The following is a 13,555-nucleotide window of genomic DNA, read 5'->3' as shown; positions in this document are numbered from 1 at the left end:
CATAATCTTTGGAACAAACGCTGGCCTCTGATCTTCACACCGCGAGCGATCGTTCTGCTAAGGAGCTGAGATGGACGCGGTGGGACTTACTGACGAACAACGTGAGTTCGCCCGTGCCGTTCGGGAATTCTGCCGCAAGGAATGCGGCACCCGCGAACAGCGCGATGCGTTGACCGACAACGGCGCCGAGCAACACCACGCCGGCCTGTATCAGAAATTGGCCGACGTCGGCTACCTCGGAGTGTCCATTCCCGAGGAGTACGGCGGCAGCGGCGGCGGACTCACCGAGCAGGTCATCCTGTTCGAGCAGCTGTGGCACGGCCTCGCCCCGATCCACGGAGCAGGCAGCTCCCACACCGTCGCGGGCATCTACAAACGATTTGCCACCGAGGAGCAGAAGAAGGTCGCGCTTGGCTCGATCTGCTCGGGCAAGGTGATGTCGATCAGCATTTCCGAACCCGGCGCCGGCTCGGATGCGTCAGCGGTCAGCTGTAAAGCCGAGAAGGTCGACGGTGGCTGGCGCGTGCGGGGGCAGAAAACGTGGTGCTCCGACGCACAATTCGCGGCCGCGATCCTGGTGGTCGTGCGCACCTCGCGCGGGGTGCGGCCCCACGATGGTCTGACGCTGCTGGAGGTCCCCACCGACGCCGAAGGGCTGCAAATCCGCCCGATCTCGACGATGGGCGGCAGCGAGGTCAACGACCTGTTCTTTACCGATGTCTTCGTCCCGGAGTCGGCGGTGGTCGGCACGGAGGGCAATGCGTGGAAACAGATAATGGCCGGCCTGAACGGCGAGCGGCTGGTCTGCGCGGCGCAAGGCCTGGGCATGGCGCAGCGCGCCTTCGACGACCTGCTGGCCTACGTCACCGAGCGCGAGCAGTTCGGCGCGCCGATCGGATCGTTTCAGGCACTCCGGCACCGCATCGCCGACCTGGCCATTGAGATCGAGGCCGCACGGGCGCTCACGTATGCGACCGTGCACCACATCGAGCATCAGGTCGGCGCGCCCGAGGAGTGGGTGCGCGCGACGTCGATGTCCAAGGTCAAGGTAACCGAAACGGCGAAAAAGGTTGCGTTGGAAGGCGTCCAGATGATGGGCGGCTACGGCTACAGCACCGAGTTCGACATGGAGCGACACTTGCGACTCAGCATCGCTCCCACGATTTACGCCGGAACCAACGAGATCCAGCGCGACATCATTTCCGCTACCCTGGGCCTGCGCCCGGCCCGCTGAGGAAGATCTGGGTATGACGCTTGACACTTTGCGCACCGAAGAACCACAATTGAGACTGCTCAACTCATAATTCTTACGGGGGTGGTCCGGTCCGTGGGTCTCAAGCCCCTCCGTCGCCTCCCGGTTAGGAGCCAATAGATGACCACGGCCAAGCCCGACATTCGCGTTCTGGAAGCCGACACGTACGCCAACGGCGACCCGACGACATTCGGTCTGCCGTTGGAGCAGTACGCGTACCTGCGCGACGAGGCACCCTGCTACCTGCACGAGTTCAATGACCCGATGCTGATCGACCAGGCCTGGATCGTGAGCCGCAACGCCGACATCTGGACCGTGGACCGCAATTCCGAGCTCTACGCCGCCGATCGCGGGGGCGTGAACATGTGGAAGGTGACCCCGCTCGACCCGAAGGTGGGCGGCAAGCCGGCGATGCTGACGATGGACGGGGCCAAGCACCGCACCCAGCGGGGGGTGATGAGCAAGGCCTTCACCCCGGGCATGGTCAAGAAGCTCGAGGACAAGTTCCGCGAGTACGCCGTCAACATCGTCGACGCGGCGTTGGAGAAGGGCACCTTCAACTTCGTCACCGACATCGGCCACGCGATGCCGATGGAGGCCCTCGGGGATGTGCTGGGTGTCCCCAACGGTGACCGGGAGAAGTTCTTCGCCTGGGTGGACACCTTCGCCGCTCCGTTCGACACCCGCATCACGCCCTCGTTCGAATACGTCATGCAGGCCATCTTCGACCTGCTCGGCTACGCGGTGGAGCTGGGCGAGCTCAAGCGCCGCGAGCCCGGCGAGGACGTCATCACCCAGCTGGTCCAGGCCGGCGCGGACGTCATTTCGGAGGACGAACTGATGGGGAACGTGGCGTTGCTGGCCTCCGGCGCCGCCGAGAGCACCCGGACCTCGCTGTCCCACGGCATGCACGAGCTGATGCGCAACCCGGAGCAGATGGCCTGGCTGCGCGAGCACGCCCACGACATCCCCAACACGGCGATCCAGGAGATCGTGCGGATCGCCACGCCGTTTACGCATCTGGTGCGCACAGCGACCGCCGATCACGAGTTGCACGGGCAGCAGATCAAAGAGGGCGACGTCGTGCTGATGCTGTTCGCCGCGGGCAATTTCGACGAGCGCGCGATCGACAACCCCAACGCGTTCGACCTGTCCCGCGAGAAAAACCCGCATGTCAGCTTCGGCCGCGGCCCGCACCAGTGCCTCGGCAAGCACGTTGCGGGACTGGAGATGAAAATCCTGCTGGAAGAACTGCTGCAACGCACCAAGGACATCACCCCCGCCGGCGACATCGACTACGTGCGCGACGCCTATTCGCGGGGGGTATACCAGCTGCCCGTCACCATCACCCCCGCCTGACGCAACGGGATTGACGCGCAATGAAAGTCATCGTTGACACAGGCCGGTGCGAGCTCCATGGGGAATGCGTGATGGCCGCACCCGACGTGTTCGCGATCGAAGACGATCAAGACAGTGTCACCGTGCTGAACGACCAACCCGACGAGCGGCTGCGGTCGGCGGTGGAGGAAGCGGCAATGATGTGTCCGGTCAGCGCGATTCGCATTGAGGACTGAATTATGACCACCGCCGAAGAAACCACCGTGGGCAAGGACGAAGGCGGCGCCGGCGCTCCGGTCGTCGAGGTGCGCAATCCGGCCGACGGGTCGCTGGTCGGGGTGGTCCCGGACATGGCCGCCGACCAGGTGTCGCAGCTCGCCTCCGAGTTGCGGTCGGCCCAGCCGGCCTGGGAGGCACTGGGTCCGGAAGGCCGTGCGGTTTATCTGCGGCGGTGGTTGGACTGGATCGTCGACAACCAGGACCGCATCCTGGGCCTGGTGCATCGTGAGGCCGGCAAGTCCTGGGGGGACGCGCAGATCGAGCTCCTGGTCTGCATGGAAGTCATCAACTACTACACCAAACACGGCGCAGAGTTCCTGGCCGACGAGACCCGCCGCCCGCACGGGCCGGCGTCGGCAGCGAAGAACCTCAAAATCCGTTACCGCCCTTACGGACTCGTCGGCGTAATCACGCCGTGGAACTACCCGCTGGGAATGCCGATGCTCGACGTGCCCCAGGCGTTGATGGCCGGCGCGGCCGTGCTCACCAAGCCGTCCGAGGAAACGCCGCTGGGTTGGGCCGAAGTCGTGCGTGGCTGGAATGAGGAAATCGGCGCGCCACCCGTGCTGGGTTGCGTGACCGGCCGGGGTGAAACCGGCAAGGCCGTCGTGGACGTCGTCGACATGGTGCAGTTCACCGGCTCCACCAAGACCGGCCGCAAGATCGGCATCCAATGCGCGGAGCGGCTGATCCCGGTCAGTCTCGAACTGGGCGGCAAAGACGCGATGATCGTGCTGTCCGATGCGCCGCTGCAGCGGACCGTCCGCGGAGCCATCTGGGCCGGGCTGTTCAACTCCGGCCAGTCGTGCGTCGCCGTGGAACGGATCTACGTCGAGGATTCGGTCTACGACGAGTTCACGTCGCGCCTTGTCGACGAGGTCAACAAGCTCCGCCAGGGACATGACGCGGCGGGCAGCTTTTCCACCGACATCGGGGCGCTGGCAAACGAAGCCCAGATGGCGATCGTCGAGCGGCATGTCAGCGACGCGGTGGCCCGCGGCGCACGAGTCCTGACCGGCGGAAAGCGGGCCGAGCGTGGGCTGTTCTACCCGCCGACGGTGCTGGTGGATGTCGACCACACGATGGCGTGCATGCGCGAGGAAACGTTCGGGCCGTTGCTCCCGATCATGAAGGTTTCGAGCGAGGACGAAGCCATCGCTCTGGCCAACGACAGCGCCTACGGTCTGGGCGCCAGCGTCTGGACGGCGAGCAAGGAGCGCGGCGAGCGGGTCGGCAGGAGGATCGAGGCCGGCGGGGTCAACATCAACAACGCGATGATGCACGTGTTCCAGTTCCCGCTGCCGATGGGCGGCTGGAAGGAATCCGGCCTCGGCCACCGCATGGGCGGACCCGACGGCATCCGAAAGTACTGCCGCGCACAGGCGGTGGTCAGCGAGAAGCTCAACCTGCCCACCGAGACGCATTGGTACCCGTACTCACCACGCAAGGCGCGGATCTCCAGCGCGGTGCTTCGGCTGCTCGAAATGCACGACTGGCGGCGTCGGCTGGGCCTGGGCCCCAAGGCTCGCTGAGCAATATGGTGGATTCCCGGGGCCCGCTGGACGGGCTCAAGGTCATTGAACTCGCCGGCATCGGTCCGGGGCCGTACGCGGCCATGCTGCTCGCCGACCTGGGCGCCGACGTCGTTCGCGTCGAGCGCCCCGGGCCCGCCGCCAGCGGAGTGCCCCCGGAGAAAGATGTGCTGCGCCGCAACCGCCGATCGATCGTGGTGGATCTGCGCGATCCCGACGGCGTACGCACCGTGTTGTCGATGGCCGCGAAAGCCGACGTGCTGCTCGAGGGCTTCCGCCCGGGTGTGACAGAACGCCTCGGGTTGGGCCCAGCCGACTGCTGGAACGTCAACCCACGACTGGTCTACGGACGAATGACCGGCTGGGGGCAGTCGGGTCCGTTGGCGTCGACCGCCGGCCACGACATCGGCTACATCGCCCTGACCGGGGCGCTGGCATCGATCGGCCGGGCCGGCGAGGCACCCGTGCCGCCGGTGAATCTGCTCGGCGATTTTGGCGGTGGCTCAACGTTTCTCGTGATCGGCGTGCTTGCCGCGGTGTGGGAGGCCGGCCGATCGGGTCACGGCCAGGTCGTCGACGCGGCGATCGTGGACGGCGCCAGCTCGCTCACCGCGCTGCTGCACGGACTCATGGCGGCCGGGCAATGGGTCGATCGGCGCGGATCCAATTTTCTCGACGGCGGGGTGCCATGGTACGACACCTACGCGACGGCCGACGGCCAGTGGATGGCCGTCGGGGCCCTGGAGCCGAAGTTCTACGCCGAATTCGCGCGACTGCTAGGGCTTTCCGACGACGTCGCCGCGCTGCGCGATGATCCGTCGGAGTGGCCGCGACTGCGCGGCGCGATCTCCGATGCGTTTGCGGGCCGAACCCGCGCCGATTGGGCGGCGGTCTTCGAAGGCACCGATGCCTGCGTGGCGCCGGTGCTGTCACTCACCGAGGCGGCCACCCATCCGCACCTGGCCGCGCGCGACACGTTCATCGAAGTCGGCGGCGTGACTCAGCCGGCGCCCGCCCCCCGGTTCAGCAGAACCATTCCGCGGCGTCCGACTCCACCCCAGCCGGTGGGAGCAGATACGCTGGATGTGTTGCGCGACTGGGCGATTGACGACGGCGTGGCCGCGACCGACTCCGGCTCTCAGTAAGACCGCGGTAGCCCGAGGGAATGCTCGGCCACGAAATTCAGGATCATCTCCTTGGAGACCGGGCCCATGTTGAGCATTCGTACCAGCCAGAAGTACGGCGCAAGCTGGTACTCGTAGGTGACGCCGTTGCCACCGTGAACGGAAACGGCCGCGTCAAGCGCCTCCAATCCGGCTGCGGCCCCTAGATATTTCGCCATGTTGGCCAACTCCCCCACCTCGGCCCCGCGATCGTAGAGTTCGCAGGCCCGGTTCGCCACCAGCTGAGCGGCTTGCAGATGGATGTGCGCGGCGGCCAACGGATGCGCGATCGCCTGATGCGCGCCGATCGGCTGATCCCATACCCGCCTCTGGTTGGCGTAGGCAACCGCTTTCCGCAGGGCGTAGTGTCCGACGCCGGTGCAGATCGAACTGGTCAGGATTCGCTCGGTGTTGAGTCCGGTGAACGCCACCGCCAGCCCCTTGTGCTCCTGACCGATCATGTTCGCGGCGGGCACCTCGACATTGTCGAAGAAGACCTGATGGCTCTTGTCCGGCTGGTTCATCACCGTCCGGATCGGCGTCCACGACAGGCCGGGCGTATCGGTCTTGACCATGAAGACCGACAGGCGTCCGCGGCCGTTGCGTTCGTCGATGCCGGTGCGGGCCACGACCATCACCCACTGGGCGGACTCCATGCCGGTGATGAAGACCTTCTGGCCGTTGATGACGTAGCGCTCACCGTCCCGACGAGCGGACGTAGATATTCGGTGGGCGTTCGCTCCCGCATCGGGCTCGGTGATCGCGAACGACAATCTCGTTGCGCCGGCGGCCACGCCGGGCAGCCAGCGGGCCTTCTGCTCCTCGCTGGCGCTGCGACACAAGATGGTTCCGGTGACCCCCGCCGAGAACAACATGGCCTGCATCGGACATCCCGCGAGGGCGGTTTCCTGCACCACCATCGCCAGCTCCGCGAGCCCCAGTCCCCCACCTCCATATTTATCGGGCAGGTGCACACCGAGATAACCCTTGGCGCCCAGCGCTTCCCAAAGCTCCGCGCAATTGCCGCCGCTGTCGACCTGCTGTTGGTAGTAATCGGGCCCGAACGAGTTGGCGATTCCATTCACGGCATCGCGAATCGCCCGCTCCTCCGCGCCGGTCGTGCCCACGGTGTCAGTGGTCATCGAAGTAGCTAGGCGGTTAGCTCTGCCGCCTGCGACGATGCTGCCAACTCGTGATAGTCGCTCGGGTTGAAGTCATGAATCCGTTCCCAGTAGTCGATGTACTTCCACGGGCCGGTCACAACGATGCGCCCGGCGCCGTTGCGGTAATAGGTTGTCATTCCCTTGTGCGACCAGATACAGCGCGCCAATGCTTCGTCGAGCTCTTCGTTGTAGCGTTCGAAAGTGCCACGATCCACCTCGACAGCGGCGATTTCGTTGACGAGCAGATCGCGGATCGCCTGCATGATGTAGCGCACCTGAAACTCGGTGGGGTGGATCGCGCTTCCACCGTGACCGGCATTGGTATTCGGGCCGTTGACGATGAAGAAGTTCGGGAAGTCTGGAACCGTCACCCCAAGGTATGCCCGGGCGTCGTCGACGCCCCACTGCTCACGCAGGGTGCTGCCCGATCTTCCGACGATATCCATCGGCCACAGGAACTGCAGAACCTTGAACCCGGTGGCCAACACGATCACGTCGGAAGGCACCTCGACGCCCGAGCACGTCACGACGTTCTGGCCGCTGACGTGATCGACCGCCTCGGTGAACAGCGTGACATCGTCACGGCAGATCGTCTTGTACCAGTGGTTGTCGATCAACGGACGCTTACCGTAGGGCGGATAGTCCGGTAGGCAGGCGTCCAGCAAATCGGTCCGATCGCCGAGCTGCTCCTTGATGTACTTGGTGAGAAAGACCCGGTGGCGATCGTTGGCCTCGTTGACGGCGCGCTCCGGGTGGGGCCAGTTCGGATCGATCTGCAGCGCCGAATGCAGCCGGTCGCTGAAGTTCCAGAACGACCGCAGCCGATACCACTGAACGTAGAAGGGAACCTCTTTCATCAAGAACCGAACCGATTCCTTGACCGCGCGATGGTAGTTCGGATGCGGCAACGCCCATTGCTTCGATCGCTGAAAGACGTTCACGTGACTGGCGGTATCGACGATCGCCGGCACCACCTGCATCGCGCTGGCGCCAGTTCCGATCACTGCGACGCGTTTGCCGCTCAGGTCGACCGAGTTGTCCCATTCCGCGGTGTGCATGACCGGGCCGGGGAATTCGTCCAGCCCGGGGATGGGCGGAATCGAGGGCCGGTTCACCATGCCTACCGCGCTGATCAAGACATTGGCAGTTAGCGACTCCACGTCGCCGTTCGCGCCTCTCACATCGATCTGCCATGTCGCGTTGGCGGTTTCGTATCGCGCGCACACCACCTCGGTGCCGAATCGGATGTGTCGCTTGACGTCGAATTCGGTCGCGACCCGCTGGATGTAGTCCTCGACTTCGTTTCGCCTGGCGAAGTACCGGGTGATGTCGGGGTTGGGTGCAAACGAGAAGGTATAGAGATGACCCGGCGTATCCACGCCACAGCCCGGATACACGTTCTCCAGCCAGGTGCCACCCATGTCTGCATCTTTTTCCAGCACAACGAAGTTGATGCCGGCGGCAGCGAGTTTTATGGCCATGCAAAGCCCGGACAAGCCTGCTCCGATGATGGCGACACGAAAGCCCTCTGGGATTGACTCCGCGGGCACCTCGACGTCACGCGAGATGAAACCCATTTCCTCCGAGAGGAGTTCGCCGTACTCGGCCGGAACCTCTTCCACCATCGCGCAGCTGAGCATGCGTGTCACCTCGTCCGGCGACGGAGTGACCGGTTGGAGTCTGCCTTCGTAAAAATCGACGATCGCTTCTTGCGCCGCCGTCCGCACCTCAGCCTGGACTTCCGGCGGAAGTCCTCCGGAGTCGTTGTCGTCCAATGGCTTTCCGCGCGCCGGCCGGTATGGCGGATGGGTCCATTTGGCGTCGCCGGTGAGATGCTGCAGGACGAGTAGCAACGTCGGGATGTTGGCATCCTCGAGCGCTACCTGAAGGCTCTCAATCCAGTTGGGGATCCTCGTCCAGGGCGCCGACGCGGCAGTGGTCATAAACGTTCCGCCTCCGACCTTTGACTGACGACACTCCGCGCCCCCCGCCGGACGACGAACCTTCCCGGCATCGTGTCGCCAATTTCTTTTTTGAACTGACGCGTCTCAATATACGGCAGATGCCGCGGCCGACGCAATATCTCACCCGAACCGGTTACGCGAGGGTCCGTTCGCCAATTTGCGGTATTGAGACTGGTGTTAGTGCCTCAAGCAGCCCGATTAACTGTGGGCTACCTCGGCCTATGTTCGAGAACGATCGTACACGCACGCGGCAAACGCCGGGTCAATCAACGGGTACTAGCGGCTCGGGTTGCGCCGACGTCGCTGTGACGCCCCGGACTTGCGCTCCCCACTTTCGGGGGGTACGTAGCCCAGCCGCAGGAGCCGGATGGCATCCTCCGCGATCTGTTCCGCCGTGATCTTTTCCTTTGGCCGGTACCACCGCGATACCCAAAGGATCATCCCGAGGATCAGTCGCGTCGTGATGACCTCATCACCCTTTTCTATGTAGCCGGCCTCCATATTGTCGGCGACCACCGAGAGCCACAGCTTCTCGAATTGCCGGCTCCATTTGTGCCAGCGCTGGACGACATCGCTGGGCAGGTCGCCGCCGTCAAAGAAGACGGGCATGTAGCTGCGCATTTGCACCGCCGCCTCCGACTGCAGCCGGACCATCGCTTTCAGCCGGTCGGCGGGATCGGAGATGTCGCGGATCGCCGCCTCGACTTGCTCCGTGATCTCACGTGTACTGCGTTCGAAGAGTATGCCGAGCAGGTCCTGCTTGGTCGGGACCGTGCGATACAGCGTGGCACGGGAGACCGCAAGCTTTTCGGCGGTGTCGACGATGGAAACGGCCTCGTAGCCGCCCTCGTGGAATAGCTCCGCGACCGCGTCGGCGACCGCATCCCGGTCGATTGTCAGACGCGGCCGGCCACGCGGGCGGCCGTTGGTCTTGCCGTTCTCATTTTTCGGCACTGGGCTCCCTTACCTCCGCGCCCAGTTTAGAGGCTATATGTCGCACAATGTGGCGGGACATCGCTCCGACCGATCAGGCGAACAGGAACATGGCCGTTAGCAGCCCAAACAACGCCAGGCAATAACCCTCGAAAAGGCCGCGCAACACGAGCGGGGCCATTTTCAGCTCCATGAAGTACAAGCCGACCAGGCGAACCTTGAAGATCGCGACGGCGAAGATCACCAGGCTGGCCGGCGTGTGGTGTCCCCCGCCGAATCCGTGGTCGGTGCCCAGCGCCCATGAGACAACGGTCAGCGCGCACAACAGGAACCAGATCAGCGATGCGTTGGTCCGTACCACCGAGCTCATGTTCACCTCACCAGGAAGATCAGGGGGAAGATCACGATCCACAGCAGATCGACCATGTGCCAAAAGCACGCGCCACCCTCAAAGAAGGCGATATGCGTCTTGGTCGGTTCCGGTTTGCTCGCCAAGGTCGACAGGACCGTCAGGACGATCAGCCCAATGACCACGTGCGCCAGATGCAGCCCAGTCAGCACGAAGTAGTACATGAAGAATTCGTTGGTGCTCGGGGTGATTCCGGCCGCGACCTTTTCGTGGTACTCGTAAGCCTTGATCACCACAAAACACGCGCCCACCAGCACGCCGCCAAGGGTCAAACGCCGGGCTAGGTAACGAAGTTCGGGGCGCCGCAAAGCGCGTGTCGCGAACACCACCAGAATCGAGCTCGTGAGCAACACGAGCGTGTTGGTCGCGCCCAGCGCTCGATTGAGCGCCCCCTGCGACTCGGCGAAAAGCTCTGGTCGAGCACCGCGCTGATGCAGGTACACCGTGAACAACACGGTGAAGACCAGCATGTCGCCGAACAGCAGCACCCAGATACCCGGCTCGCCTGGCACATGACGCTCGGAGGTGCGTGATGCGCTGAGGCCGGCTTCGTCGGCCGCACGCGCCGATCCGATAACGTCGGTCATCCACCGCCCTTTGCCAACGTCTTATCTTTGAGATAATTCGTCTCAATAGTAGGGGTAAGCGTTTAGTCCGTCAACGACGATCGCTCCGGGCGAACGATCGCTCACGTCCGGATTGATTTCGCAACACCCGATCTCGTAGCGTGAGGCGCGAACGTCGATGCCCTCCCCTCGCGCGGCTCGACCTTACTCAGAAAGGGCCGGTTTGCAGTGGATCACGTCCTGCTCGAGGTCGACGGCGGCGTCGCCCTGATCACCGTCAACGACCCAGATCGGCGCAACGCGGTCACCGACGAGATCTCCGCCGGGTTACGCCGGGCGGTCAGCGATGCGCAAAACGAACCGAACGTTCACGCCGTGGTTGTAACCGGTGCCGGCAAGGCATTCTGCGCCGGCGCTGATCTCAGCGCGCTCGGCGCGGCGGCCGAGGACGGGTTACGCCGCCTCTATGACGGCTTCCTCGCCGTCGCCGACTGCGCGCTGCCAACGGTGGCCGCCGTCAACGGACCGGCCGTCGGCGCGGGGCTCAACCTGGCCCTGGCGTGCGACGTGCGGATCGCCGGACCGGCGGCGCTGTTCGATCCGCGCTTCCAAAAGCTCGGCATCCACCCCGGCGGAGGCATGACGTGGATGTTGCAGCGCGCCGTAGGGCCGCAGGTGGCGCGTGCGGCGTTGTTGTTCGGGATGCGCTTTGACGCCGACGCCGCCGTCAGCCACGGCCTCGCGCTCGAGGTCGCCGACGATCCGGTGGCCGCCGCCCTCAAGCTGGCCGCCGGTCCGGCCTCGGCACCGCGAGAGGTGGTGATCGCGACGAAGGCCACCATGCGTGCCACCAGCAGCCCGGGGAATTTCGACACCGAATTGCATGCGCTCGCCGTTCGCGCCGAATTGGGGCCGCAGGCCACGTCGATCCGGGCGCCGGAGTTCGCGGAGCGGCTCGCACTGGCGCGCCGCAAATGATCCGTCACTGAGGCGCAAACCGGCGCGTCGCTGCTGGGCAGATGGCCGGTCGGCCGTGCCGCCGGGGTTCCTCAACCGCCCAGCGACACTCGGCCACGCTCGTGGGCGGCGATCGCCTCCAACGAGTCCAGATCCTCTGCCGCCTGGCAGGTTCGGCGCACGCTCTCGAGCGTGATGTCCTTCGGCTGCATGTCGGGCTGCAAGGAGTAGCGCCCGATCGTGCCGAGCCACATGAACATCGCGTGCGGCATCTGTTGTCGGTAAGCCAGAAATGCCTCTTCAGCGCTGGGCGGCCGGTGACCGGCCGCAGCCAGCCGGTCGCAATAGCGGGACACTAAGTCTCGCTCCCACTCGCGCCGGTTCTCGACCGTCAGATGCGTCGACAAGGCATAGGCGACGTCGCGCGCCCATCCCCCGCGCACGACACACTGCCAGTCGTACAGGCCCATTCGGTTGTCGCCGGTCACATACCAGTTGCCGGGATGCACGTCGCCGTGCAGCAGGGTCTGCGGGCCCGCGGTGTTGATCTCAAGGGAGCGCATCAGCATCGCCGGCACGTCTTTCCGACGTCGGTAGAGCCGGGGCGGTATCACGTCGCGACCGCGCTCAAACCCCACCAGAATCCTTTTCGGCGCGTTGATAGTGATGTTCAGTCGGGCCATCCATTCGTACGAGTCGAGCAGCCAATGACCGAAGCGCTTGCGCAGCGGCGCATCCCAAAATGCGACGTGCAGCGCCGCCAGCGTGTCAATCACCTGCTCGGCCTGTTCGCGGTCGAGCTGCCGCGTCAGGATGTCGCCGAATTGCGCTCCGCGGGTTCGTGATACGTCGTCGACGATCAACAATTGGCGGTTGGTGACGGGGTCGAAGGCGGAGTACTGCGTGGTCGGCGCCTCGATGACCAACGCCGGGCGGATCTGCGCGTAGAACGTCGACTCGATCACGCCCAGCCCTGCCGCCGCCGACACCATCCGTTTCATGAATCCGGGTCCGGACTTCGTGAAGAGCCACTCAGTCAGGCCGGCCGCACGTCCAGCAGCGTTGAACTCGACGCGCAATGTCCGTCGCGACGATGTTCCGTCATTGCGTGGACCAAGTTCATGGTCAACGACTTCGGCTCCGGCTATCCCGTCGCACAACGCTTGCGTCAACCACCGGTTGGTTAGATGCTCGGGCGACGGCGGAACCTCCCGCAACGTGACCGGGCTAGGGCTGGTGATGCGCTCCTTGGCGACCTGATATGCGATGCGACCGGTTAGGCCAACGAGTTCCAGGCGGGCACCCACGGGAACTACCTGGTGGCCCGGGCGAATAGTTCGTCGACGTCGGCCCGCAGCCGGATAAGCTCATCGCCGCCGGTGGGCGCGGCTTCGGTTGCCACGAGCGGGTCGGAATCCATGGTGTCGACGGCTTTGGAGAGATAGATCGGGTTGATGATCGCCCAGGTGGCGAAAACGGCCAGCGGGAGGTACCAGGCGATGATGCCGTTCCACGCCAGCGGGCCGTTGTGGAAGAAGACGTTGAATGTGCCCGGAGTGAACATCAGCGCGACCCAAAGGTTGTAATAGCCCAACCAGCGCGGGAGGACGGGGCGCTCCCGCCGGTCGGTAAGTATGGCGATGCCGAAGCAGACGATCTGCAACACCGCCGTGGAGGTCAATCCCACGAACGGTATCCATGCCATGTCGTTGAGCAGTTGGATCAGCTCGGGTGCCCTGTCAACGCGGAAAGTCGCGGTCTGCCAGAAGAAGAGCAGGTAGATGAATTCGAGGGTGAAGAGGGTGCCCAGCCCGAACTCGATCATGGCCAGTGCGGGAAATCGCCCTTCGATGCGGCGGACGTGAATTGCCATCGACACCGCGAACGGCACCAACAGGGATGCCGAGAACATGCACACGATCATCCCCCACCGAATCCTATCTCGGTGCCCGACGATGAATTGCGCTGTTTCCATTGCGTTTTGGCTCGGAGACCGAGT

At 64.4% G+C, this 13,555-nt stretch carries 13 protein-coding genes; 6 read left to right on the top strand and 7 right to left on the bottom strand.

The window, feature by feature from the left end:
* Positions 1-70 precede the first annotated feature (70 nt).
* From AC5Y7V_RS25150 to AC5Y7V_RS25130, 5 genes are all read left to right on the top strand, one after another.
* Positions 71-1,234 carry an acyl-CoA dehydrogenase family protein gene (locus AC5Y7V_RS25150; RefSeq protein WP_499882754.1) on the top strand — a complete coding sequence of 388 codons (1,164 nt, stop codon included), beginning with the start codon at positions 71-73 and terminating at the stop codon, positions 1,232-1,234.
* Positions 1,235-1,372: 138 nt separating this feature from the next.
* On the top strand, positions 1,373-2,611 hold the full coding sequence (locus tag AC5Y7V_RS25145) for a cytochrome P450 (RefSeq protein WP_499882753.1): 1,239 nt from the start codon (positions 1,373-1,375) through the stop codon (positions 2,609-2,611).
* Positions 2,612-2,631: 20 nt separating this feature from the next.
* Positions 2,632-2,826, top strand: coding sequence for a ferredoxin (locus AC5Y7V_RS25140; RefSeq protein ID WP_499882752.1), 195 nt, complete (start codon positions 2,632-2,634; stop codon positions 2,824-2,826).
* Positions 2,827-2,829: 3 nt separating this feature from the next.
* A complete protein-coding gene (locus AC5Y7V_RS25135) occupies positions 2,830-4,401 on the top strand; it encodes an aldehyde dehydrogenase family protein (protein WP_499882751.1) in 1,572 nt (523 codons plus the stop codon).
* A 5-nt stretch (positions 4,402-4,406) separates the two neighbouring features.
* The gene (locus AC5Y7V_RS25130) at positions 4,407-5,546 is read left to right on the top strand and encodes a CaiB/BaiF CoA transferase family protein (protein WP_499882750.1); all 1,140 of its coding nucleotides are present in this window, start codon (positions 4,407-4,409) and stop codon (positions 5,544-5,546) included.
* Here the strand turns inward: AC5Y7V_RS25130 and AC5Y7V_RS25125 are convergent.
* The 5 genes from AC5Y7V_RS25125 to AC5Y7V_RS25105 form a co-directional block, all read right to left on the bottom strand.
* A complete protein-coding gene (locus tag AC5Y7V_RS25125; RefSeq protein WP_499882749.1) occupies positions 5,540-6,706 on the bottom strand; it encodes an acyl-CoA dehydrogenase family protein in 1,167 nt (388 codons plus the stop codon). The genes AC5Y7V_RS25130 and AC5Y7V_RS25125 overlap by 7 nt on opposite strands.
* Before the next feature lie 8 nt (positions 6,707-6,714).
* Entirely contained in the window at positions 6,715-8,670 is a 1,956-nt protein-coding gene (locus AC5Y7V_RS25120) for a flavin-containing monooxygenase (protein WP_499882748.1), read from the bottom strand.
* Between the two features lie 297 nt (positions 8,671-8,967).
* The gene (locus tag AC5Y7V_RS25115; RefSeq protein ID WP_499882747.1) at positions 8,968-9,645 is read right to left on the bottom strand and encodes a TetR/AcrR family transcriptional regulator; all 678 of its coding nucleotides are present in this window, start codon (positions 9,643-9,645) and stop codon (positions 8,968-8,970) included.
* Between the two features lie 73 nt (positions 9,646-9,718).
* Positions 9,719-9,994 (bottom strand): cytochrome C oxidase subunit IV family protein, encoded by a 276-nt coding sequence (locus AC5Y7V_RS25110; RefSeq protein ID WP_499882746.1) that lies wholly within the window; start codon positions 9,992-9,994, stop codon positions 9,719-9,721.
* A gap of 2 nt (positions 9,995-9,996) precedes the next feature.
* Entirely contained in the window at positions 9,997-10,620 is a 624-nt protein-coding gene (locus AC5Y7V_RS25105) for a cytochrome c oxidase subunit 3 family protein (RefSeq protein ID WP_499882745.1), read from the bottom strand.
* A gap of 207 nt (positions 10,621-10,827) precedes the next feature.
* Between AC5Y7V_RS25105 and AC5Y7V_RS25100 the strand changes: the two genes are divergently transcribed.
* A complete protein-coding gene (locus tag AC5Y7V_RS25100; protein WP_499882744.1) occupies positions 10,828-11,577 on the top strand; it encodes an enoyl-CoA hydratase in 750 nt (249 codons plus the stop codon).
* Positions 11,578-11,648: 71 nt separating this feature from the next.
* Here AC5Y7V_RS25100 and AC5Y7V_RS25095 read toward each other — a convergent pair whose 3' ends face one another.
* Positions 11,649-12,557 carry an aminoglycoside phosphotransferase family protein gene (locus AC5Y7V_RS25095; protein ID WP_499882743.1) on the bottom strand — a complete coding sequence of 303 codons (909 nt, stop codon included), beginning with the start codon at positions 12,555-12,557 and terminating at the stop codon, positions 11,649-11,651.
* Positions 12,558-12,868: 311 nt separating this feature from the next.
* Positions 12,869-13,468: a hypothetical protein gene (locus tag AC5Y7V_RS25090; RefSeq protein WP_499882742.1), complete on the bottom strand. Its 600-nt coding sequence runs from the start codon at positions 13,466-13,468 to the stop codon at positions 12,869-12,871.
* Positions 13,469-13,555 lie beyond the last annotated feature (87 nt).

The organism is Mycobacterium sp. NGS34, from assembly GCF_059812845.1.
This window is presented reverse-complemented; position numbering and strand designations above follow the sequence as displayed.